Source organism: Chryseobacterium culicis (assembly GCF_002979755.1).
Lineage (GTDB): Bacteria > Bacteroidota > Bacteroidia > Flavobacteriales > Weeksellaceae > Chryseobacterium > Chryseobacterium culicis_A.
On the sequence record NZ_PCPP01000001.1, the window covers coordinates 898,543 to 921,368 of the forward strand.

At 35.3% G+C, this 22,826-nt stretch carries 20 protein-coding genes; 8 read left to right on the forward strand and 12 right to left on the reverse strand.

Annotated features, from left to right (window positions below):
* Positions 1 to 85: 85 nt before the first annotated feature.
* The 3 genes from CQ022_RS04210 to CQ022_RS04220 all read right to left on the reverse strand — a co-directional run bounded on the left by CQ022_RS04210 (position 86) and on the right by CQ022_RS04220 (position 5,783).
* Complete coding sequence (locus CQ022_RS04210) at positions 86 to 610, reverse strand: DUF1697 domain-containing protein (protein WP_105682210.1); 525 nt, start codon at positions 608 to 610, stop codon at positions 86 to 88.
* Positions 611 to 715: 105 nt separating this feature from the next.
* Positions 716 to 2,209: a hypothetical protein gene (locus tag CQ022_RS04215; RefSeq protein ID WP_105682209.1), complete on the reverse strand. Its 1,494-nt coding sequence runs from the start codon at positions 2,207 to 2,209 to the stop codon at positions 716 to 718.
* Positions 2,210 to 2,297: 88 nt separating this feature from the next.
* Positions 2,298 to 5,783 (reverse strand): DUF2723 domain-containing protein, encoded by a 3,486-nt coding sequence (locus CQ022_RS04220; RefSeq protein ID WP_105682208.1) that lies wholly within the window; start codon positions 5,781 to 5,783, stop codon positions 2,298 to 2,300.
* A 222-nt stretch (positions 5,784 to 6,005) separates the two neighbouring features.
* Between CQ022_RS04220 and CQ022_RS04230 the strand changes: the two genes are divergently transcribed.
* The 5 genes from CQ022_RS04230 to CQ022_RS04250 all read left to right on the forward strand — a co-directional run bounded on the left by CQ022_RS04230 (position 6,006) and on the right by CQ022_RS04250 (position 12,666).
* Positions 6,006 to 7,043, forward strand: coding sequence for a PLP-dependent cysteine synthase family protein (locus CQ022_RS04230; protein WP_105682206.1), 1,038 nt, complete (start codon positions 6,006 to 6,008; stop codon positions 7,041 to 7,043).
* An 84-nt stretch (positions 7,044 to 7,127) separates the two neighbouring features.
* On the forward strand, positions 7,128 to 8,399 hold the full coding sequence (locus tag CQ022_RS04235; protein WP_185126813.1) for an aminotransferase class I/II-fold pyridoxal phosphate-dependent enzyme: 1,272 nt from the start codon (positions 7,128 to 7,130) through the stop codon (positions 8,397 to 8,399).
* A 66-nt stretch (positions 8,400 to 8,465) separates the two neighbouring features.
* On the forward strand, positions 8,466 to 9,344 hold the full coding sequence (locus tag CQ022_RS04240) for a DMT family transporter (RefSeq protein ID WP_105682204.1): 879 nt from the start codon (positions 8,466 to 8,468) through the stop codon (positions 9,342 to 9,344).
* Positions 9,345 to 9,588: 244 nt separating this feature from the next.
* Positions 9,589 to 10,350, forward strand: a complete 762-nt coding sequence (locus CQ022_RS04245) for a hypothetical protein (RefSeq protein WP_105682203.1) — start codon at positions 9,589 to 9,591, stop codon at positions 10,348 to 10,350.
* A gap of 126 nt (positions 10,351 to 10,476) precedes the next feature.
* Positions 10,477 to 12,666 (forward strand): B12-binding domain-containing radical SAM protein, encoded by a 2,190-nt coding sequence (locus CQ022_RS04250; RefSeq protein ID WP_105682202.1) that lies wholly within the window; start codon positions 10,477 to 10,479, stop codon positions 12,664 to 12,666.
* Between the two features lie 371 nt (positions 12,667 to 13,037).
* Here the strand turns inward: CQ022_RS04250 and CQ022_RS04255 are convergent, their stop codons facing one another.
* The 3 genes from CQ022_RS04255 to atpD form a co-directional block, all read right to left on the reverse strand.
* Positions 13,038 to 13,856 carry a hypothetical protein gene (locus CQ022_RS04255; protein ID WP_105682201.1) on the reverse strand — a complete coding sequence of 273 codons (819 nt, stop codon included), beginning with the start codon at positions 13,854 to 13,856 and terminating at the stop codon, positions 13,038 to 13,040.
* A gap of 78 nt (positions 13,857 to 13,934) precedes the next feature.
* Positions 13,935 to 14,216 (reverse strand): FoF1 ATP synthase subunit delta/epsilon, encoded by a 282-nt coding sequence (locus CQ022_RS04260; RefSeq protein WP_103232280.1) that lies wholly within the window; start codon positions 14,214 to 14,216, stop codon positions 13,935 to 13,937.
* 98 nt (positions 14,217 to 14,314) lie between these two features.
* Entirely contained in the window at positions 14,315 to 15,823 is a 1,509-nt protein-coding gene (gene atpD, locus CQ022_RS04265) for a F0F1 ATP synthase subunit beta (protein WP_105682200.1), read from the reverse strand.
* A 288-nt stretch (positions 15,824 to 16,111) separates the two neighbouring features.
* Between atpD and CQ022_RS04270 the strand changes: the two genes are divergently transcribed.
* Both CQ022_RS04270 and CQ022_RS04275 read left to right on the forward strand, forming a co-directional pair.
* Entirely contained in the window at positions 16,112 to 17,038 is a 927-nt protein-coding gene (locus CQ022_RS04270; protein ID WP_105682199.1) for a bifunctional riboflavin kinase/FAD synthetase, read from the forward strand.
* Entirely contained in the window at positions 17,022 to 18,071 is a 1,050-nt protein-coding gene (locus CQ022_RS04275) for an acyltransferase family protein (RefSeq protein ID WP_105682198.1), read from the forward strand. Before CQ022_RS04270 ends, CQ022_RS04275 begins: the two co-directional genes overlap by 17 nt.
* A gap of 9 nt (positions 18,072 to 18,080) precedes the next feature.
* Here CQ022_RS04275 and CQ022_RS04280 read toward each other — a convergent pair whose 3' ends face one another.
* Both CQ022_RS04280 and CQ022_RS04285 read right to left on the reverse strand, forming a co-directional pair.
* Positions 18,081 to 18,572, reverse strand: coding sequence for a hypothetical protein (locus tag CQ022_RS04280; protein WP_165791646.1), 492 nt, complete (start codon positions 18,570 to 18,572; stop codon positions 18,081 to 18,083).
* Between the two features lie 81 nt (positions 18,573 to 18,653).
* Positions 18,654 to 19,007 carry an MmcQ/YjbR family DNA-binding protein gene (locus CQ022_RS04285; protein ID WP_105682196.1) on the reverse strand — a complete coding sequence of 118 codons (354 nt, stop codon included), beginning with the start codon at positions 19,005 to 19,007 and terminating at the stop codon, positions 18,654 to 18,656.
* 119 nt (positions 19,008 to 19,126) lie between these two features.
* Between CQ022_RS04285 and CQ022_RS04290 the strand changes: the two genes are divergently transcribed.
* On the forward strand, positions 19,127 to 19,783 hold the full coding sequence (locus tag CQ022_RS04290; RefSeq protein ID WP_105682195.1) for an NAD(P)H-binding protein: 657 nt from the start codon (positions 19,127 to 19,129) through the stop codon (positions 19,781 to 19,783).
* 4 nt (positions 19,784 to 19,787) lie between these two features.
* On the opposite strand, the gene CQ022_RS04295 is transcribed toward CQ022_RS04290, so the two are convergent.
* The 4 genes from CQ022_RS04295 to kdsB all read right to left on the reverse strand — a co-directional run bounded on the left by CQ022_RS04295 (position 19,788) and on the right by kdsB (position 22,791).
* Positions 19,788 to 20,693, reverse strand: a complete 906-nt coding sequence (locus tag CQ022_RS04295; protein WP_105682194.1) for an ADP-ribosylglycohydrolase family protein — start codon at positions 20,691 to 20,693, stop codon at positions 19,788 to 19,790.
* An 11-nt stretch (positions 20,694 to 20,704) separates the two neighbouring features.
* The gene (locus CQ022_RS04300) at positions 20,705 to 21,280 is read right to left on the reverse strand and encodes a glutathione peroxidase (protein ID WP_105682193.1); all 576 of its coding nucleotides are present in this window, start codon (positions 21,278 to 21,280) and stop codon (positions 20,705 to 20,707) included.
* A gap of 34 nt (positions 21,281 to 21,314) precedes the next feature.
* On the reverse strand, positions 21,315 to 21,977 hold the full coding sequence (locus CQ022_RS04305) for a histidine kinase (protein ID WP_105682192.1): 663 nt from the start codon (positions 21,975 to 21,977) through the stop codon (positions 21,315 to 21,317).
* A gap of 91 nt (positions 21,978 to 22,068) precedes the next feature.
* Complete coding sequence (kdsB, locus tag CQ022_RS04310; RefSeq protein WP_105682191.1) at positions 22,069 to 22,791, reverse strand: 3-deoxy-manno-octulosonate cytidylyltransferase; 723 nt, start codon at positions 22,789 to 22,791, stop codon at positions 22,069 to 22,071.
* Positions 22,792 to 22,826: the final 35 nt, after the last annotated feature.

Here is a 22,826-nt window from a genome sequence, read left to right on the forward strand (position 1 = left end):
AAAATCTTTAAGGGATTTTTAAAAACGTAATAATAGAAATTAGCAATGGCGAACATCGCTATTAAATAAATCAATATCCCAGGCATCAGAACTTTTTCAGAACCTTCTCAAACGTATTCACATTCCTGCTGGTAAACTGATCTTTAAGACTTTTTTTGCCCAGTACTTTTCCAAAGGTAGAATCCAGGGTATTGCCCTTCGGCACCTGCCAGTAAAATATATCATTGATAATCTCTGCCTTTTCATTTTCTGCCTGTGCAGCTTTCTGAAATTCTTCCATCAGAACTTTTTCCACCCCTGGAATTCCAACAAAACCATAAATATGAAGTTCATCATTTTTTTCGAAAGGAATACTATTCCAGAAAACTTCTGTTTCTTCCTGAGATTTTACAAACAAAAAGGCTTCATAAGAAAAGTAATCTGACATTGCTTTTTCCAGAATGACCTTTAAATCTCCAATACTTTTATCTGAAGAAAATACAATATTTCCGGAAGCCAGTATTGAACTCACGTCTTTCATTCCGGCATCTTTAAAAACCTGGCAGACATCAGCCATTTTCATATTCGTTCCTTTTACGTTGACACCACGGAGAAAAGCACAGTATTTCATTTTTTCAGGGATTAGGGATTAGATGATAGGTTGTAAGTTTGAGAGTGAAAAAGTTATAAGAACTCCTTATTTTTTAATCTTTAAATGCTTAAATATTTCAATCTTTTAATCAACTCTAATGTACAAATTATAGTCTGTTCCTGAAGGTTTCAGGTGGTAAATTTTTTCTAAAATCTTATTGTCACTTTTCAGATGATCCTTCACTCTGAATTCTTTTAAAAGTCTATAATGGGTTTGATAATACAATGAATTTGCTGTATTTCCTTCGTACAGATTCTGGTAAGAAAGAAGATATTTCGGTTTTCTTGTCTTTACGGTATTGATCCAGTAATTTACCTTATCTTTTTTTATTTCCTCCTGAATTTGTTTATCTACCAGCCCAACCTCATCAATCGTTTTTAATCCTGAAAAATAAGGAACATAACCTGCTGGTTCAAGCAGAATCCATTGATTTTTATCTTTTTCATATTGATGTAAAAATGTACCAATTGTTCTGCGGTAGTTCCATTCCCCGTTTCCTGTTGCAATACAGTGAACAGTCTGGAAAACAAGCATTGGGAAAATATAAAATATAATCAATAATGACAGCCATAGATTTCTCTTTTCTTTCTGTTCCAATACAAAAATAAGAATAGGAACAAAAAGCAAAAGCTGTGGCACCCAGTAATACCAGTCGAACAAACTTTTTTGAGAAATAAAGATTATTTGTTTTGCCCATCCGAAAAGAAAAATCATCCACAAAAAGTAGTTTCGCTTCTCTCGTTGTCTGATCAGATAAATAAAGCAAAGCAGTTCAAAAATCAAGACTACAATGGTGAGAGGATTAAAATCTCCCGGAACTTTCAGCATTCCCCAGAAGTTTCCAAAGCTTTTGAAAAAATATCCGATATGCTGCTGGATGGTAAAGTTTTCGCTGTAAAGGAGTTTTTTGGCTGTAATGGTATTGTTCACCCATTCATCAAAATAAAACCAATTGAAAGCTACCGTGAATAAAACGCCCAGAATTCCGCCAAAAATATAATTCCATCTGATTTTTTTATTCCAGAACAGATCTACAAGAAAGACAATTCCCAGGAATATTACCGTATCAATTCTTGTAAACATGATTAAAACGGGAAGAAGTGTCAAGACCCATTTTTTCCCTTTATGGAAACCATAATACAATAATGCCATCTCCAGGAAAAACAGAATTCCATACTCCATTCCGAGAATTGAAATTTTAATAGCTGGCGGCAAAATACCGATCAGAAATATAAAGATGGCTTTATGCCATGGATTTTTAAGAACAAGATGAGAAAGCCATAAAGTTCCTATCGTAAACAGGATAGAATTAAAAATCAAAAGAGGTTCAATAAAGTTTTCTTTTCCAAAAACAAGATTGAAAATATAAGATACAAAAACATACAGATGTGTTGTAGAAGCAGAAATCTTAGTGTCTCCGTTGAAGCCGATTACTCCATAGTCCAACAGGTTCTGAGCAACCCTCCAGGTAATAAATGCATCTTCCTGTATGTAGTGCGTCAATAAAAAAAGAAGTTTAAAAAGAACCGTAGCCATTACGGCATAGATTGGGAATTTGCTATTTTGTGTTTCGGACATTATGTATTTTTACTTTCACAAATATAACCTTAAAATTCAGGATTCCCAATAATAAAAAAACGGAACCGAAGTTCCGTTTTAAAGTATTTTATTTTGTTGCTTTGATAATCGCTGTGGTAATTTGATTTTCCTTTTCTTTTGAATAAGTGGAATCATAAGGCTCCATGACATCAAATAAGTACTGGTAGAATGGCGCAATCTGCTGAACATTTTCAGACTCTTTCATCGCCTTATCTCTGCCCATTTCCTGAAGATCTCTGATAAATACATTGAACTTCTTATCAATCGGCTCTATGGATTTTACCAGATAAGCATACGCTTTTTCTTTCTGTCCGATCTTAGTATAAGCATCTGTTACTGCTGAAACAACAAGAGAATATTCCATAGGTTTTGTTCTCATTTGTCTTCTCAGGTAGCTTTGGTCTGCTTTGGAAAGGCTTAAATAATAATCATACTCTTCAAAGATTCCTTTTTTAAGTACTTCAGCAATCTGAAGACCTTTCTGCTCCTGGCCTGCAATAATATATCCTGATACAATTGAACTTAACGAACGAGGATCATTATATTTCTCTGCAGGAATTTCTTTTGCTGCAAGATCCAGAATTTCTATTGCTTTAGCTTTCTGTCCGCTTAATGCAAGTGCTGACGCTGCTCTGCTTGCTGACATTCTGTAGCTGATGATATTAGAAGTAGCCGTTTCATCAAAGTGAGCATTTAAGTTTTTGAAGTTCCCCCATCTGAAGCTTTTCACTACATTATAAAGAGAATTAGCATCTACTCTTCCCATATCACCATCTGCCGTTGGAGGCGTTTGGATAGGGATTAATCTGTAACTGAATCCGTCAAACTGAAGGTAATCGTTCAGATAGAAAATATTTTCACTGTCATAAATACCTCCTGATGAGAAGTTGATTGGACGCTTCCAGTCGAAGTTCGCCAAAAGATCCATCAGGATAAGGTTGTTCTTATAAAGCGTGTTTCCTTTGTAAGTAATCATGATCTGATTGGCTACGTTTGGAAGATCTTCTTTATTAATGATTCCAGCTTTTAAAGCATTTTCTTTATTAACAGGAAGGATGAATTTGTTTACCGGAAGGATATTATATTTTTCAAATTTCTCTTCCCCGAAGTACATTTTTAATAATTCGTCTTTTTCAGGAGATTTGAATTTAATGAATTCAATCGCTTGTTTCAATGTTAAAGAATCCTGAGTAAGATATTTTCTGAAAGACTGGAATTCTGTTTCCGGAGCTCCCTGCTCTTTCAACATAGAGAAAACACCTTCCCAATCTTCCTTCTTCATCATATAGATCTGGTCATTTACTCCATCTCTGTAATCATCGTGTGTCAACTGGCTAGGAATACCCATAGCATTGTAAGTTCTTCTTTTCACCTGATCCAGATTCCATGGTGTTGAAGCAAGGGTAAAGTTTACCACCTTCACATCATCTCTGAACTGCTCTGTTTCCTGAATAGCCCAAACCGGATAAGTATCATTATCTCCGTACACGAAAAGGATATCGTTTTTCGGTAATGATTTTAAAACAGAATATGCATAATCATAAGCTGTATATCTGTTGCTTCTGTCATGAACATTGTAGTTCTGGAAGCCCATCATGAAAGGAACACCTAATAAAACCACTCCTAAAGCGATGTTCGCTCCGTTTGATTTTATTTTAGATTGTAAGAACCACAAGATTGCTCCGGCTCCCAAACCAATCCAGATGGCAAATGCATAGAATGAACCTACCATTGCATAATCTCTTTCTCTCGGTTCAAAAGGTTTTACCCCTGTATAGAAAACAATTCCTACACTTGTTAAAATAAATAAAGATAATAGGGCATAGAATCTTCCGAAGTCTCTGTTTAACTGGAAAAAGAATCCAATCAAACCTAGGATTAATGGAAGGAAGAAGAATTTTACGGTACTTTCATTCTTGAATTTAGCAGGCATTTTATCCTGATTTCCAACTACAGCATTATCTACAAAAGGAATTCCGGAAATCCAGTTTCCTTTTGTACTCTCCATATTTCCTTCAAGATCATTCTGTCTTCCTACGAAGTTCCACATCAGATATCTTACAAAGTAGTATCCGTTTTGGAAAGTAATAAAGTAATCCATATTCTGAAGTAATGAAGGCTTCTGAACATTGATTAAGTTATAAGGTTTTACTTTCAGATAATCTGAAGCTGTAATGGATTTGTCTTCATATTTAGCTCTCAGCTCATCAAAAATCTGCTTAGCCTGTGGATTGTCTGCCACATCTTCGTTAGCATAATTGAAGGTAAAATCAGGAGCACCATACATAGAAATATAGTTCGCCATTACATCCTTATCCTCATTAAACATTCTTGGCATTAAGCTTACCTGAGACTTATTGAATACGTAATTGAAGCGGTCTCCGGTTTTTCTGTACGTTCCGGTTTTTTCATCTTTTTCGTAGATCTCTCCGGTTTTTTGTGTTTTAAAACTTCCGTCTTCATTCTTTTCAATTCCGTTAGCGTCAAGGAATGCTGTGTAGTTTTGCCCGTAGATTGTAGGCCAGTCACCATACTGCTCTCTGTTATAATAATCCAGCATACCAATTGCCGTATCCGGATCATTAAGGTTCATCGGTGGATTTGCATTGGCTCTGATAGGAATAACCATCCAGCAAGAGAATCCGATCATCATGAAAACTACAGATAATGCAGCGGTCTGATAAATGTTTCTTTTGGCTTTTCTTGCATACTTAATTAAGAAATAGCAGATCGCTACCATCAGCACAAAAGCTACAATCGTTCCCGAGTGGAAAGGAAGTCCAAGACCATTCACGAAGAAAATTTCAAGTCTTCCGAACATGGTCATAATTAAAGGGAAGATAATTTTGAAAACAATAATCAAAATCCCCAGTGTAATAAGGTTTGCCCAGATAAAGTTTTTCCAGGTAAATTTGTAATTTCTTGCATAGTAAACCAGACACACTGCAGGAATCGCCAGCATACACATCATGTGTACTCCCACAGAAAGTCCTAAAACAAAGAAAATAAGAATAATCCATCTTTCACTGTCTCCCGCTTTATACTCATTCTCCCATTTGGTAATCAACCAGACCAAAAGCGCGATAAACATTGAAGCCATAGAGTAAACCTCTCCTTCTACTGCCGAAAACCAGAATGTATCTGAGAACGTAAAGCAAAGTGCTCCTATAGCTCCGGCAAATAAAATAGAGATTTCCTGATGTTTTGTAATTTCTTCAAAATCTTTGTTTAGAAGTCTTCTCACAAAGTGTGTGATCGTCCAGAACAAAAATAAAATAGTCAGCGCACTGAACAATGCAGACATCGCGTTGATCACGATAGAATAGTTTTCGCCTTTCCCTAATGCAAAAATGGCTGCCACGGCACCCACTATCTGGAATAAAGCAGCTCCGGGAGCGTGCGTTACTTCAAGTTTTACTGCAGAAGAAATGTACTCGCCACAATCCCAAAAACTGAAATTGGGTTCTATGGTGGACAAGTACGTGAAAAAAGCAATAACGAAAACCACCCATCCTGAAACGGTGTTCCATTGCCTAAAAGTCCAATTTTTCATAGTATTAAATCAATTATGCGAAAATAAGGCTTTTATCTTATTTTATGCGGGTTTTAACAAAATTTAAAAAATTTGGCGTAGTATTTGCGATTATACTGCTGTCAAAACTGAAAATACTAAAATTTTTTTTTACAAACTATGCCCTAGAAATCAAACAAAAGTTTAGTAATTATTTATTTTTTTGTATTTTTGCAGTCAGATTTTTATTGAAAATAACAAATAATGAGTAATGTTTACGATAATATTCTTGGCCTAATAGGACACACTCCTATGGTGAAGCTAAATACTGTTACAAAAGATATTCCAGCAACCGTTTATGCCAAGTTAGAATCATATAATCCTGGACATTCCACTAAAGACCGAATTGCACTTCATATTATAGAGAACGCAGAGAAGAAAGGCCTTTTAAAAGAAGATTCTGTAGTTGTAGAAACTACTTCCGGTAATACTGGGTTTTCTATTGCGATGGTATGTATCATTAAGGGATATAAATGTATTCTTGCAGTAAGTGATAAAACTAAACCAGAAAAAATTGCTTATCTGAAAGCGTTGGGTGCTGTGGTGTATATATGCCCGGCCAATGTACCGGCTGATGATCCAAGATCATACTATGAAGTAGCTAAAAGAATCGCTCAGGAAACTCCTAATTCTATTTACATCAATCAATATTTTAACGAGCTTAATATTGATGCACACTATCAGACTACAGGTCCTGAGATCTGGGAACAGACGGAAGGTAAGATCACTCACCTTTTTGCCTGCACCGGAACAGGGGGTACATTGTCTGGTTCTGCCAAGTTTTTAAAAGAAAAGAACCCCGACATCAAAATCATCGGTGTAGATGCAGATGGTTCTATCCTTAAAAGCTATCACGAAACAGGAGAAATACACAAAGAAGATGTACATCCTTATCAGATTGAAGGAATGGGTAAAAACCTGATCCCTTCTGCCCTGCTTTTTGACAAGGTGGATGAGTTTGTAAGGGTAAATGATGAAATGTCCGCGTACAGAACCCGCGAAATTGCTTTGAAAGAAGCTATTATGGGTGGTTATACTACCGGAGCTGTAACACAGGGATTAATGCAGTATGCCCAGTCTCATGAGCTTACAGAAAATGACGTGGTTGTTTTAATATATCCTGACCATGGTTCCCGATACATCACTAAAGTATACAGTGATAAATGGATGGCCGAACAGGGATTTGTTAACAACTGTGTTCACAACTATGACGAAGTTTTCAAAACTGAGTTTATCAAATAAGAACGAATAAAATCACGATACAAATAAAGCCTTTTGCGTATTCTGACAAAAAAGGCTTTGTTACTTAAAAATTACGATACAATGTTGGATATTTTTGAAAGAATAAAAGAAAATCCAGGACCACTTGGACAATTTGCAGATTATGGTGAAGGCTATTTTATTTTCCCAAGATTAGAGGGACCCATCGGCCCTAGAATGCAGTTTCAGGGTAGAGAAGTAATTTTCTGGAGTGCTAATGACTATTTAGGACTGTGTAATCATCCTGAAGTTATTGAAGCAGATGCAAAAGCGGCTGCAGAATACGGAATGTTCTATCCAATGGGAGCAAGAGCAATGTCTGGAGAAACAGATCAACACCTTCAGCTGGAAAGAGAATTAGCAGACTTCGTACAAAAAGAATCAGCATACTTATTGAATTTCGGTTACCAGGGAATGGTTTCTACCATTGATGCTCTGGTAAGCAGAAATGATGTTATTGTTTATGATATGGATTCTCATGCCTGCATCGTAGATGGAGTAAGACTTCATGCCGGTAAAAGATTTACCTACAAGCATAACGATATGGAAAGTCTTGAGAAAAACCTTCAGAGAGCAACTAAGGTAGCTGAAGAAACCGGAGGAGGTATTCTTGTGATTACGGAAGGAGTTTTCGGGATGAGAGGTCAGCAGGGAAAAATCAAAGAAATTTGTGATCTTAAATCAAAATACCAGTTCAGATTATTGGTAGATGATGCTCATGGTTTCGGGACACTTGGTAAAACAGGTGCCGGTGTAGGTGAAGAGCAGGACTGTAATGATCAGATTGATGTATATTTCTCTACTTTTGCTAAATCAATGGCAGGTTTCGGAGCATTCCTTGCGGGTGACAAAGAAATCATCAGATATCTGAAATTCAACCTGAGATCACAAATCTTCGCAAAATCTCTTACAATGCCAATGGTAATCGGAGGATTGAAAAGACTGGAGCTATTGAGAACAAGACCTGAGATCAAAGCTAAACTTTGGGAGAATGTTTACAAACTTCAAAACGGACTTAAAGAAAGAGGATTCAACATTGGAGATACCAATACTTGTGTAACTCCGGTAATGATGCAGGGAACTCCGGTAGAGGCTACTCTATTGGTAAAAGATTTAAGAGAGAATTACGGTATTTTCACTTCTGTAGTGGTATATCCGGTCATTCCGAAGGGAATGATTCTTTTAAGACTGATTCCTACCGCTTCCCATACGGATGCAGAGATCAACGAAACTCTGGCAGCGTTTGAAGCAATTCATGATAAATTAGTAGGTGGCTACTACAAAGAGCAGGAACAAAAATTACTGCAGGAACAAGGATTAAGTTTTAAACCGATTTAATCTTAAAAAATAAAAAAAAGCCACTGATTGATTCAGTGGCTTTTTTGTTTAATAACTATAAAGCAAATGAAACTTAGAGGTTACACATTGGGAATTCTGTCGGCTGTTTCTTATGGTCTGATTCCGATTTTTATTCTGCCTGTCAAACAGGCTCACTTTTCTATGGATATAACCTTGTTTTACAGGTTTTTCTTTTCAGCTTTAATGGTGGGTGGTTATCTGATTTATTCCCGACAAAACTTCAGACTCAATAAAAAAGAAACCCTTATATTGGCTATTCTGGGAATATGCTATGCGCTTTCTTCAGAGTTTCTGTTTCTGGGTTATGATTTTCTGACTCCAGGAATAGCATCTACCGTACTGTTTATATATCCTGTCATTGTAGCCCTGATTATGTTTTTCTTTTATAAGGAAAGGCTTACCAGGCTCTCGGTATTTTCATTACTTCTTGCCTTTGCTGGAGTTATTGTTTTATGCTTAAAAGGAAACGGCTTAGAAATTAATTTTGCAGGTTTGGGAATTGTAATGCTAAGTTCTCTTTTTTATGCACTTTATATGGTTATTGTGAACAAGTCAAATCTGAAAGTATCAGGATTTAAACTTACTTTTTTTTCCATGTTTTTCACTTCTATGTTTTTCATGACTAAAGCAATGATCGGACACGAATCATTTGCTATTCCTTCAATGTCTGTCTTTCTGAGTTTCCTTATTTTTGCATTTCTCACTACGGTTATCTCCAGTCTTTGTCTGGTGTATGCCATTAAATATATAGGTTCTACACCTGTTGCAATTCTGGGTGCTTTGGAACCGGTAGTAGCGGTATTGATCAGTGTCTTGATGTTTCATGAAAAATTCACCAATAACTTATTGATCGGAATAACACTGATCCTGTTGGGAGTAACTTTAAATGTAATTACGGATCGTAAAAAACTAAACCACGCATAAATTATACTCTGGAATTCTTTAGTACAGTATCTTTTTACTCGGCAGGAAATTTCAAAAATGATATAAATAAGATCATACAATCTGATTAAAAAGTAACCATTCATATCTATTGGTCTGATTGAAAAAAATATTCAATAATCCCTTCCGGCCTCTGGTATAACAAAATTTATCTGACTATATTGCAGCTGTCTATTGATAGGTGTTCCCCTTCTATAACAGATATATACATTTATTATAAAAGCCTATGAAAGAATTACAGAAACTTACTAAAGATCAATTATATAATAGAATTAAAGAGAAATCAGAAAACTTATACAACATCACCCATGAAGCTCTGGAAAACAATTTTTTCAATGAAAGCGCTTTAGATGAAGAAAGTCTTGCAGAATTTCTCGAAATGCTGGATGATGAAACCGCAGAAAAAATAAAAGAAGCTTCCCTTCACATCAATAATGAAGATGACGCTCCCGAAATTATTCTTATAGAAAATGATATCAATACTTCTCTTGAACTGATTACCGGTGAAGGCGAAGGCTATAAAATCGTTCTTATAGAAGGTAACCTTCACTTATCCAAAAAATTGTTTGTTGAAGATTACATTGTCCTTATTGTTACAGGAAATATACAGGCAGAAAATATTATTGTGAACGGTTCATTGTACTGCTCCGGAAATGTTACCTCCAAAGTAGTATTCGGAGCATCGGGCAATGATAATGAAACCTATATTGGAGGAAGTATTATGACCTCACTCATTGCAGAAAACGGGCATTATACAGTGGCTGAAGGAAATATATATTCCAGATACTTAATCAGTTTTCATAATGAGATAATCGGAAAGACCGGAAAATTTATTGAGAATATCAACCTTGAGAAACCTAGTGAAATTGGATTATTAAAAGACGAAATCCTTGATGAAGACGGATATTTTGATGAAGATTCTTTTTTAAATTTTATTGACAGAAATTCTCCGGATGCTTTGTTTAATAAACCGACTCATTTGTTTTAACAGAAACTCTTTGTCATTGAGATAGTCATAAAGCAGAATTCTAAAGACTTTTTCTTCACTGTTTATAATCAGGAGAAAAAATTTTTTTCTAAAAAAACTTTAGAATAACTTTGCAAAAAATTTCTGTTGAAAGACCTGCTTCTTATTACTCCGCCTTTTACCCAACTTAATACTCCTTATCCTGCAACGGCTTATATTAAAGGATTTTTAAATACCAAAAATATTTCCAGCTATCAGGTAGATTTGGGGATCGATGTTATTTTGGATTTATTTTCAAAAGAAGGAATTCAGAAGGTTTTTAATAAAGAAATTCATCTTCAGAACACCTCTGAAAACTCTAAGAGAATTTATGCTCTAAGAGAAGAATATTTAAAGACTATTGATCAGGTCATCCCTTTTTTACAAGGAAAAACACCTACACTGGCAAGGCAGATCTGCAGCATGAACTTCCTTCCCGAAGCTTCCCGCTTCAACCAGCTGGATGATATGGAGTTTGCTTTTGGAAATATGGGTCTTCAGGATAAAGCCAAACATCTGGCGACTTTATATTTAGAAGATATTTCCGATTATATTGTAGAAAACATTGATGCTGATTTTGGTTTCAGCAGATATGCAGAACGTCTTGGAAAAAGTGCCAATTCTTTTGATGAATTATATTCAAAATTATCTGGTGAACCTACATTTATCGATGCGTTTACCTTAAAAATTCTTCAAGAAAAAATAGAAACGGTTCAGCCAAAGCTGGTTTGTTTTTCAATACCATTTCCTGGTAATCTGTATTCCGGTTTTAAATGCGCCCAATGGATTAAAAAACATTATCCCCATATTAAAACGGCTATGGGAGGCGGATTTCCCAATACAGAATTAAGAGAAGTTAAAGATCAGAGAGTATTTGAATTTTTTGACTTTATTACCTTAGATGATGGTGAACTTCCATTAGAACTTCTTTATCAAAATTTAGAAATTTCCGCTGAGAAAGGAGAATTTAAAAGAACTTTTCTTATCGAAAATAATGAAGTTGTTTATAAGAATAATTCTAAAAGGCACGATTTTAAACAATCTGAAATAGGAACGCCTGATTATACAAATTTAAAACTGGATCAATATATTTCCGTTATCGAAATCGCCAATCCCATGCATAGTTTATGGAGTGACGGCAGATGGAATAAACTGACGATGGCGCATGGATGCTATTGGGGAAAATGTACATTCTGTGATATTTCTTTAGATTATATCAAGATCTACGAACCTATTTCTGCTAAAATTCTGGTAGACAGAATTGAAGAATTGATCCGAACAACAGGTGAAACCGGATTCCATTTTGTGGATGAAGCAGCACCACCAGCTTTAATGAGAGAAGTGGCTCTGGAAATTCTCAGAAGAAATCTTGTTGTTACCTGGTGGACCAATATTCGTTTTGAAAAAAGTTTCACCCGTGATTTATGTTATCTTCTGAAGCTTTCGGGATGCGTTGCTGTTTCCGGAGGACTTGAAGTGGCCAGTGACCGATTGCTGAAATTAATTGACAAAGGAGTTTCTGTGGAACAGGTTGCCAACGTAACAAGAAATTTTACAGAAGCCGGTGTTATGGTTCATGCTTATCTGATGTATGGCTACCCTACCCAAACGGTTCAGGAAACTGTTGATTCTCTGGAAATGGTTCGGCAGATGTTTGAGATGGGAATTCTTCAAAGTGGTTTCTGGCATCAGTTTGCCATGACAGCCCACTCACCTGTTGGAATAAGCCCGGAAGATTTTGGAGTGATTCCCGTGAAGCAGGAAATTTTGTTTGCCAATAACGACATCGACTTTAAAGATAAAACCGGAATTGATCATAACAAATTTAGTTTCGGATTAAAAAAATCACTGTTCAATTATATGCATGGAGTAAATTTTGAACTCCCTCTTCAGGAATGGTTTGATTTTAAAATTCCAAGAACATCCATCCATCCGGATTACATTCACGACTGTCTTTTGGAAGATGGGCAGTTTAGTCTGAAAGGAAATTCCAAAGTGGTCTTTTTAACCAAAAATGTAATCGCTGAGAATCGCGTAAAAAATAAAAAGAAATATTCTGGTACATATACGTTACTTACATTCCACTTAAAAACCAATATTGTGAAGGTTGAGCTGGAACAGGAAAAGGCAGAATGGCTGATGAATGTGCTGGAAGAAAACGCTATTGAAAATTCAAAAAAACCTACTATTCAACAACTTAAGAATCAATTTGAAGAAAGTTTTGAAGATTTTGAGTTATTCTGGTTTTCAAAACCGATGCAGCAATTGAAGGAAAATGGAGTCATTTTAAGTTTATAAAAATTTTCATTTTTTTCTCAGGGATTTTAAAAAGACATAATTTTTTATAAATTTTTCTTTTTCTGAACGAATAACATCTGTTTCTATAGAATTATAATCTCCCACAGATTACGCGGATTTACACAGATTTTTATTTAAGGAATAAAGTTTTTTTTCATTTCGAAAGAATCATGTCCATATTTTTTAACTACCCCTATATAAACCGACAAAATATTCCCCTCCTCCGGAGGGGTGGCGAAAATTCAAAGAATTTTTGACGGGGTGGTTTAATAATATAAGTTTTGGCTAAAGCCAATGGAAATTTGATCCTTAATAAATAAACGGGCTAAAGCCCGTTTCTATTGATAATAAGCCATTCCTTTTTATCAGATTTAATTAGGTGTTTCTTTTGTTACGGTACCTACAGATACTTTTTCCTGTATTTTAATAAAGTTTGGATCCATAATAGCCATACGTTCCGCCAATGCTTTATAGGTTGGAAATTTTAGAATAGAAGCTCTTCCTGACATTTCCTTGTAGATGGTAAAAGATTTTCCTCCAGCTGTTTTCAGCTGTTTTGTAGTCGTGATATATCTTCCGATAAGCTTGCTTTTGGCATCATAGATCTCAATATCAATTGGAGTTTTATCCATGATTGTTTCTTCTGAGCCGAAACTTACAGGTAAATTGGTAAAATATCCTACCGGAACACCGTTACTAAGGATCTCTCCCACTTTATTAACCTCAATATTCATCTTATCTATCTTCTTTCGGATAGTATAAGCATCTTTCGTTTTAGCATCCAGTTTTCTCTTAGGTACATTGGAAAAAAGCTCATCAAGGTTTTTAACATTGATTCCTTTATTATCAATTATCTTAAGATCCTTCACTGAAGTAAATACCGCAGACCTCTCTTCTCCGGAAAATGCAGAAGGTGATGAATAATCAATTTCGATTGTTTTGTCCCTGTTATATACCCTGTTGACACTGATATAGCTGTCGCGAACAGAATCAACGATACTTTTATCAATGAATTTTATAGTATACATCGGAGTTTCCTTCAGATCCATAAAAGTATATTCACTGGATTTGTTGGAAAGCTTAGCTACCGGAATACCGTCAAGATTAATAATTCCTCTCTTGGTTTTGATATTCTGGGCATGGAGGAAAACACCCAGAACTGTAAATAATATGATTATGCCTTTCTTCATACAATCAGACTTTTACAAATAAAAAAAGTGTAACACAAAGTTACACTTTCTTGAAAATATATTTAGCTTTTCATTTAATTATTCACAAAGGATAATGCCTTTATTATGATTAAATTCTACAACACCGCTTTTGATAGCATAAGCAAAAACAGAGTCTTTTCCAGTTTCTTTAGTGAAATTTTTAGCAAAAGCTTCATCAATAGAATTAGCAAAAAGCTTTACATCACCTCCGATTAAAGAAGAAACAATTCCTGCGTGGTTTTTCATGATGTGAAATTCACCATTTTTTCCAGGCAATAATACTGAGTCTACTTCTCCTTCAAAAACTACGTATTCTGGTGTTAAAATTTTTATATTCATTTAATTTAGATTAAAAGATTAAAAGATTGAAGATTAAAAGATTTTTGACAAACATTATATGTCTCTCATCTCATGTCTAAAAATCTTATGTCTAATTATTAAGCGTTTTCAGCTAACATTTTTTGTCCTGCTTCGATAGCTTCTTCGATGGTTCCTTTCAAGTTGAAAGCTGCTTCTGGTAAGTGATCTAATTCACCATCCATAATCATGTTGAATCCTTTGATAGTATCTTTGATGTCTACCAATGATCCTGGGATACCTGTAAACTGTTCTGCTACGTGGAAAGGCTGAGATAAGAATCTCTGAACTTTTCTTGCACGGTAAACAACTGATTTATCTTCCTCAGAAAGTTCTTCCATACCAAGGATTGCGATGATATCCTGAAGTGCCTTATATCTTTGAAGGATTTCTTTTACTCTTTGAGCACAGTTGTAGTGATCGTGACCGATAACTTCCGGAGCAAGGATTCTTGAAGTAGAAGCTAATGGATCTACCGCTGGATAGATACCTAATGAAGCAATCTTTCTGTCAAGTACCGTAGTTGCATCCAAGTGAGCAAACGTAGTTGCAGGAGCCGGGTCAGTTAAGTCATCCGCAGGTACGTATACCGCTTGTACTGAAGTAATTGAACCATTTTTAGTTGAAGTAATTCTTTCCTGCATCGCACCCATTTCAGAAGCAAGAGTTGGTTGGTAACCTACCGCTGATGGCATACGACCAAGAAGTGCAGATACCTCAGAACCAGCCTGTGTAAAACGGAAGATGTTGTCTACGAAGAAAAGTACATCTCTACCTTGTCCGCTTTCTCCACCATCTCTGTAGTACTCAGCTAATGTAAGACCAGAAAGTGCTACTCTAGCTCTTGCACCTGGCGGCTCGTTCATCTGTCCGAAAACGAATGCAGCTTTTGAATCTTTCATAGCTTCTAAGTCTACTTTAGAAAGATCCCAACCTCCGTTTTCCATAGAGTGCATGAAATCATCACCATACTTGATAATACCTGATTCCAACATCTCTCTCAAAAGGTCATTTCCTTCTCTCGTTCTTTCACCTACTCCGGCGAATACAGAAAGACCTCCGTGTCCTTTTGCAATATTGTTAATCAACTCCTGGATCAATACTGTTTTACCTACACCAGCACCACCGAACAATCCAATTTTACCTCCTTTTGCGTAAGGCTCAACTAAGTCGATTACTTTAATACCTGTAAATAAAACTTCTGCAGAAGTTGAAAGTTGATCAAATTTTGGAGCTGGTCTGTGAATTGGAAGACCACCATCCTTAGAAATATTTTGAAGTCCGTCGATAGCATCACCAACAACGTTGAATAGTCTTCCGTTTACAGCCTCTCCGATTGGCATCATAATAGGATTTCCATATCCAATTACATCTTGACCTCTCTTAAGACCATCAGTAGCGTCCATTGCAATACATCTTACTGTATCTTCGCCAATATGTTGTTCTACCTCTAAAACTACTTTTTCACCGTTTTCTTTTGTAATTTCTAACGCGTCATAGATTGCTGGAACAGCTTCCACATCTGTGAAGACAACGTCGATTACCGGACCAATAATTTGAGAAATTTTACCTTTAATTTGGTTTGCCATTGCTAAATTTTTTCTTGGTGCAAATATAGTGATTCTTCATAAACCCGCAATTGGTAAAAAAAAGATTTTTATCATGCTTTTTAAGAGATGAATGAGTTTACGCTATACTATGTAAAATTCAATATTTATCATTATATTTAACAGCAAATTGGTAATTCAGCCGTTTGTCATTATTATAGTATAATATAATGTAGGATATTTTTCAAAATTTTTCATTTTCAAATTTTCAAATTCCCTCGGTTACATTAAAAATAAAGGTTTTATATTTGCAATCAAAATTTTTCCGTTTTGAAAGTTTTCAAGAATTTTACAGATTACTCCTCACAGAAGCCTCTAGCATTGTCTTTAGGTATGTTTGACGGGGTGCATCTAGGGCACAAGAGTATTATCGATGAACTGGCTAAAATAGGTACAGAAAACAATCTGGAAACTGCTATCCTTACTTTTTGGCCGCATCCAAGATTTGTTTTTAATCCTAATGAAGATTTAAAGCTTCTGAATACGCTGGAAGAAAAAAAACAGCTGGTTGAGAAATATGGCATTGATAATTTGTTCCTGAAAGAATTTGATGAAGAATTCAGAAATCTTACCGGAGAAGAATTTGTACGTCAGATTTTAATTGATAAACTGAATGTAAAATACCTTATTATAGGATATGACCATTCTTTTGGAAAAAACAAAAGTGGAAATTTTGAGCTTCTTCAAAAACTATCGAAAGAACTTGATTTTGAGGTAGAACAAATGGAAGCAATCAATATCCATGAAAATAATATCAGTTCTACGAAAGTACGTAATGCGCTTTTAACAGGAAATATTAAAGAGGCCAACGAAATGCTGGGGTACACCTACTCTGTTTCCGGAACTGTGGTTCACGGGAAGAAAATCGGAAGAACCATCGGATATCCAACAGCCAATATTGAAACAGAATCCATCAAGCTTTTACCTAAAAAAGGAGCTTATATTGTAGAAGTATTCGTAAAAGGCAACCAATATAAAGGAATGCTGAGTGTAGGAACCAATCCAACCGTAAACGGAGAAAAACTAACTGTGGAAGTTTATATCCTTGATTTTGATGATGATATTTATGATGAAAAGATTACGGTAAGTTTCAGGGATTTTCTTCATGATGAAATCAAATTCGAAGGTCTTGACAAATTGATTGAAAGACTGGATGAGGATAAAAGAATAACACAAATATATGATTTCAAGGAGTAATAATTTTGACTTTCTAAGGCTTGTTTTTGCAAGCTTTGTTGTCATTTCTCATTCCTATGCTCTTTCAGGGGCCGCCCACGGTGATCCTCTGTCACAACTTACCAACGGCCAGATGGAATTTTCTTATCTGGGAGTTCATGGTTTTTTCATTATCTCAGGATATTTAATTTTCAAAAGTCTCCTGCGTTGCAAAGGTCTTCCCGATTTTTACTGGAAAAGACTTTTAAGACTTTTTCCGGCACTATTGGTCGTTCTCTTTCTTACCGTTTTTCTGGCACCTGCAGTCTATGAAAGTTCCGTTCCTTATTTAAAGAATACCTCTGTATATACTTATATTCCTCAAAATATCACTTTATTTTTCCGCCAGAAAGGTATTGATGGAGTTTTTGAAAGTAATCCTTATAAGTACAGTATCAATGGGAGTTTGTGGACAATATGCTATGAATTCAGCATGTATGTGATGGTCTCTCTACTTTTCTTTATCAGGGAAAAAACTTATCTGAAAATTATTGTAACTCTGTTATTCATATCGAGCTATGCCTTCAGTCTTTTCCATCCCTATTTCCTTCACGGATTATTTATGAAGATGGAACTGGGAAGCAATCATTTTTATAATCTGATGTGTTTTTTTGTCGGAGGAATGATCATGACTTATCTTAACACCAATAAAAGAACAGAAAACATCCTTATTATACTTTCTTCCATTGTTTTTATTGCCAGTATATATTTAAATATTTCGCACTATACCTGCTATATTACTCTTCCTCTACTGGTTATTCTGCTTGGGAAAAGCTCTACCCGATATCTTAATAAAGTTGGAGACACTATTGGGGATACTTCTTACGGGATTTATATTTATTCTTTCCCCATACAGCAAACGCTGGTGTACTTTTTTAAACTGGATACAGCGATGTTATTTATATTTTCATTACCGCTATCTATTCTGCTGGGATATGCTTCCTGGCATCTGATTGAAAAGAAAGCATTAGGATATAAAGATTTATTAACAAAAAAGGCTATTCTCACCGAATAGCCTTTTTGCTTATTTTAATACTTTTAAGTAGATTTTTTGGGTCTCATTATTCAGTTTCACATTCGGGAACTGTTTGTCGTAATCAATAAAGATATCTCCTTTTTCATCTGCTTTTCCGTTTCCGTCAGAGTCCCAGCTTATGGTTACATAATATTTTGCAGGACCGGCAGGTTTTGGATTAATCTTGCTTTCAGCATCTTTTGGTACCGGAAGATCAATGGTGAATGGCACTGATTTCTGCTCAAATTCTTTTTCCGTAATTAAGCTGGCAGGAGCGTCAGCCAGTTTTTCATCCATTCCGTATAAACTTACTTTAAGTTTTGGATTTTTAATGGTAAAATTCTCTGTACCTGAAAATTCCAGTTTAATGTTTTCGGAAGAAGTCTCAGAAGCTGAGACAGCCGAAGTTGGGTTGTCAGCAGTGCTTTTGCTTTGTGGCTTGGTGCAGCTTGACCACATTAATGTCCCTGCTGCGGCGAATAATAAAAGGTGGTTTCTCATTTGTTCTTTATTTTATTACTATTAAATGTATATTTCACTGATAACAGATAACAAATTTCGTACCTCAATCTTTTTTATTTTTTATAAAGAATTCACTTCATTCTGAGCTTTCTTGGTCAGGGATTTAAAAACCAGATCATACGAGTGGTCAATCAATTTAAAGATCAAATCTCTTTTCAAACCATCGATTGTTACAGAATTCCAATGGGTTTTATTCATATGGTAAGCTCCTGTGATCTGAGGATATTGCTCACGAAGCTCTGCACTCCACTCCGGATCTGTTTTTACATTAACACCTAACGGCTGTCTTTCAAGCCCCATCAGTAAAAATATTTTAGTATCTACTTTGATGACAAGTGTTTCATTATCAAACGGAAAACTTTCCGTAGTTCCTTTTTTAGCAAGACAGTAATCTAAAATTTCGTTGGCATCCATATCAAATATAAGTAATGAGTGATAAGTAATTAGTAATGATTAAATGATATAATTCTTTAATCTTTAATTCAAATTTAGTAAATTTAAGAAAGAAATAATCTCACAAAATCACAATTATTATGAAAGCTCTGGTAATAGGTGCTACAGGCGCCACAGGAAAAGATCTTGTCAATCAGTTATTGAATGACAAAGAGTTTGATGAAGTGGATATTTTTGTCAGAAAACCTATCGATATTCAGAATGATAAGCTTAAAGTTCATGTTGTGAATTTTGAAAAACCCGAAGAATGGAAAGATATGGTGAAGGGAGATGTTGCATTTTCGTGTCTGGGAACTACTTTAAAGGATGCCGGAAGTAAGGAAGCTCAGAAGAAAGTAGACTTTGATTACCAGTATGAATTTGCGAAAGCAGCGAAAGAGAATGAAGTAGAAGATTATATTCTGGTATCCGCTTATGGAGCCAATCCACAATCCAAAATTTTCTATTCCAAGATGAAAGGTGAGCTGGAAGAAGCTGTAAAACAACTGCATTTCAATAAGATTACTATTTTTAAACCGGGAATGCTTGAACGAAAAAATTCTGAAAGAACAGGAGAAGTTTTAGGCAGCCGGATTATAAAGTTTGCCAATAAACTGGGATTATTGGAAAGTCAGAAGCCTCTGCCCACTGATATTCTGGCAAAGGCCATGATTAATTCTTCGAAAATAAAAAGCAATGGCTATTCCAGTATAAAGCTTGGAAATATTTTCTGTTTTGCAGAGAAAAGCAATGAATAATATTTTAACTGATTTTCTGTTTTGTTGTATCGATAATCTGCTTGATCCATTGGTAATCCGGTAATTTTTTTAGTTTCGAAATTAATTCTTGAGGGATATCTTTAGTTCCAATCAATGTTCCCGCAATTTGTCCGGCAATTGAAGCATTGGTATCTGTATCTCCTCCCGAACTGATAATTTGTTTAAACATTTCTTCCATACCTAAATCAATAATTTTGGTTGAACAGTAAATTGCAAAAGGAACTGAATTAACAACATAACCATTATTGCCCAATTTTGATATTTCTGAAATTGAAGAGTTATTTCCTGCTGAATTAATTTCGATTAATCTGTCTTTTATATTTGTATCAGGAATTTCCGGAATAATAATATCAAAAAGATTATTGTTTCCATTCCATTCAGAATTTAGGATTGCTTTTATGGAAAGAAAAACAGCTAAAGCTCCAGAAAAGGCTTCATCATTTCTATGGGTAACCTTACATGCTTCGTAAATATTTTGTCTTGTAATATCTGAGAAAAAAGCAAAAGGAGCAATTCTCATCGCTCCTCCGTTTCCTGCGGCAAATTCTCCAATTCGTCCAGCCTGGCTCCAATGAATACCAGCTTCAGTATCTAAAATTGCCTTAAGTGTAGAAGCGCCAATTCCTGTTAATTTACGGCTTCTATAATATTCTATAAATTTATTGATAAGATTTTCAGGGGTAAAGCTACTCTCAGACAAAACCTCACAAGTTGCCAAAGTCATTTGTGTATCATCCGTAATACTCCAGACTCTTTGCTTTATGCTCCTTTTTCCTAAATAATAAATATGTGAATCATCAGTTTCTACTTCATTTTCATAGCTGCTTCCCCAGGCATCTCCAATTGCTCCGCTAATGATACAAGCTTCAAACTGATCCAAAGAATCCATGTAATAATCTATTATTTCAGATACTTTGTAATCGCCACATCAGTAGGCTTTGTAGTACTTACAAAAGAATCAATCAGTTTTCCGTTTTCGTCCACCAGAAATTTAGTGAAGTTCCAAAGGATGCTTGTATTCTTTACTCCGTTTAATTCCTGTTCTGTTAAATATTTAAAGATAGGTGCAGTATCATCCCCTTTTACAGAAACTTTAGCAGCCATTGGGAATGTTACTCCATAGTTTTTCTGGCAGAAAGTTCCGATTTCAGTGTTGGTTCCAGGCTCCTGTCCTCCGAAGTTATTAGCAGGGAAACCTACCACTACCAGTTTGTCTTTATATTCTTCATACACCTTTTCAAGATCTGCATACTGTGGTGTAAATCCACATTCTGAAGCAGTATTGACAATCAGGATTTTCTTCCCTTTAAAATCTGCAAAATTGATCTCTTTACCGTCAAGACTTTCTACTTTGAAGTCGTAAATTGTTTTTCCCATAAGTTCGTTGGTTTTAGCTTTTGAAATTTCACTTTTTTGATTGGTGCAGCTTTGCAGGCATGCCATGAAAGAAAGCAGCATTAAAAAAATCTTTTTCATTTTTTATTATTTTGTACCGCGAACTGCAGTTGTATTAAAACTTGAAAATATTAGCCGGAAATACTTTGTTGATGTCTATTCTGTTTAATAGCATCACATAATCTCCATCTTTTTTAGTACTGGAAGATTCTATTCTGAAAGGCATTGTAAGGCTTCCTACTTTTTTAAAATCAGAATAGACAAGCGTCTCATCTTTTTTCACTTCTTTTATCAGCATATAAGTCTTTGTATCAAAGTAATACATATTCTTATTGACATTCTTGGTAAGTTCCACTTTATGGCAGTAGATCTCTCCTACTTTTTCTTTTCCAAGGTATTTGGCATCAAATCCTTTATTTTCCCAGTCTATGAAGTCATTATCAAAACTTTCCGGCACATATTCAGGATACTCCTGAAGTTTATTGGCGGCATAGTTCATGGCATATCCTTTGGAACCGTCAAAACCTTCAATAGCAGTTTCTTTTCCTCCGGTAGTAATCAATGTTTTAGTAAGATTTGGACGCTGTTGAAAAATTCTTATTGGATATTCATCTTTGATTCCCAATACCACTTTTCCCTGAAGCAATACTGAATTCAATAGTTTCCAATTGGTTAACCCTCCGGATAATTCAATGTTTTTATCTATAATTTCCTTTGCGGTCTGTCCGAATATCACATGTGAAAATATCAGTCCAAATACGAATAATAACTTCTTCATTAATTTTATTTATAAATTCAAATATAGGGGGATTTATGTAAAATTGCAAAAAAGGCTGATGGGCAAATTTGCTCTGCTGCCTCCGATGATTTTAAATTAACTTTCGGGCTTTTTCCAGATCTTCAGGCGTATCAATACCTACTCCTACGAAATTGGTTTCTATCATTTTGATTTTCATTCCATATTCAAGATAGCGGATACATTCAATCTTTTCGGATATTTCCAATGGTTTCATAGCCAGTTTTGAAAACTGCAGCAATGCTTCTTTTCTGAAAGCATATACTCCAATATGTTTAAAATAACTTACATCATAAGAAACCTCTCTGTGAAAAGGAATTGCAGAACGGCTGAAATACAAAGCGAAACCATTATTATCTGTAATAACTTTTACATTATTAGGGTTTTCAATTTCTTCTTTTTCATGCAGCTGTATTTTTAAAGAAGCTAAGGATATTTCCTGCTGATCATCATGTTTAAAAACTTCAATCAGCTGATGTAAAGGTTCCAGTTTAAGGAAAGGTTCATCTCCCTGAACATTGATCACAATATCACAGTCAATATGCTGTACTGCTTCAGCAATACGGTCGCTTCCTGTTTCGTGCTGCCCTGTCATTACGGCTTTCCCTCCGTTTTTTACAATTTCATCAAAAATAATTTCGGAGTCTGTTGCCACAAATACCTCATCAAACAGCCCGGTTTCCACTACATTCTGATAGGTTGTGGTGATAACGGTTTTTTCTCCTAAAATCTGCATTAATTTACCCGGAAAACGGCTTGCTTCGTAACGGGCAGGGATAACAGCGATTATTTTCATTCAATACAATATTAAGTAATTCGTTTTAAATCAGC

Bases quoted from the DNA above. Each gene is read 5' to 3' on its own strand.
- CQ022_RS04245 (WP_105682203.1), top strand. From the start codon at position 9,589: ATGAAAGAATTACAGAAACTTACTAAAGATCAATTATATAATAGAATT.
- CQ022_RS04280 (WP_165791646.1), bottom strand. From the start codon at position 18,572: ATGAGAAACCACCTTTTATTATTCGCCGCAGCAGGGACATTAATGTGG.
- CQ022_RS04260 (WP_103232280.1), bottom strand. From the start codon at position 14,216: ATGAATATAAAAATTTTAACACCAGAATACGTAGTTTTTGAAGGAGAA.
- CQ022_RS04295 (WP_105682194.1), bottom strand. From the start codon at position 20,693: ATGGATTCTTTGGATCAGTTTGAAGCTTGTATCATTAGCGGAGCAATT.
- CQ022_RS04285 (WP_105682196.1), bottom strand. From the start codon at position 19,007: ATGGATGCCAACGAAATTTTAGATTACTGTCTTGCTAAAAAAGGAACT.
- CQ022_RS04275 (WP_105682198.1), top strand. From the start codon at position 17,022: ATGATTTCAAGGAGTAATAATTTTGACTTTCTAAGGCTTGTTTTTGCA.
- CQ022_RS04220 (WP_105682208.1), bottom strand. From the start codon at position 5,783: ATGAAAAATTGGACTTTTAGGCAATGGAACACCGTTTCAGGATGGGTG.
- CQ022_RS04215 (WP_105682209.1), bottom strand. From the start codon at position 2,209: ATGTCCGAAACACAAAATAGCAAATTCCCAATCTATGCCGTAATGGCT.
- kdsB (WP_105682191.1), bottom strand. From the start codon at position 22,791: ATGAAAATAATCGCTGTTATCCCTGCCCGTTACGAAGCAAGCCGTTTT.
- CQ022_RS04210 (WP_105682210.1), bottom strand. From the start codon at position 610: ATGAAATACTGTGCTTTTCTCCGTGGTGTCAACGTAAAAGGAACGAAT.
- CQ022_RS04290 (WP_105682195.1), top strand. From the start codon at position 19,127: ATGAAAGCTCTGGTAATAGGTGCTACAGGCGCCACAGGAAAAGATCTT.
- atpD (WP_105682200.1), bottom strand. From the start codon at position 15,823: ATGGCAAACCAAATTAAAGGTAAAATTTCTCAAATTATTGGTCCGGTA.
- CQ022_RS04305 (WP_105682192.1), bottom strand. From the start codon at position 21,977: ATGAAGAAGTTATTATTCGTATTTGGACTGATATTTTCACATGTGATA.
- CQ022_RS04230 (WP_105682206.1), top strand. From the start codon at position 6,006: ATGAGTAATGTTTACGATAATATTCTTGGCCTAATAGGACACACTCCT.
- CQ022_RS04240 (WP_105682204.1), top strand. From the start codon at position 8,466: ATGAAACTTAGAGGTTACACATTGGGAATTCTGTCGGCTGTTTCTTAT.
- CQ022_RS04300 (WP_105682193.1), bottom strand. From the start codon at position 21,280: ATGAAAAAGATTTTTTTAATGCTGCTTTCTTTCATGGCATGCCTGCAA.
- CQ022_RS04255 (WP_105682201.1), bottom strand. From the start codon at position 13,856: ATGAAGAAAGGCATAATCATATTATTTACAGTTCTGGGTGTTTTCCTC.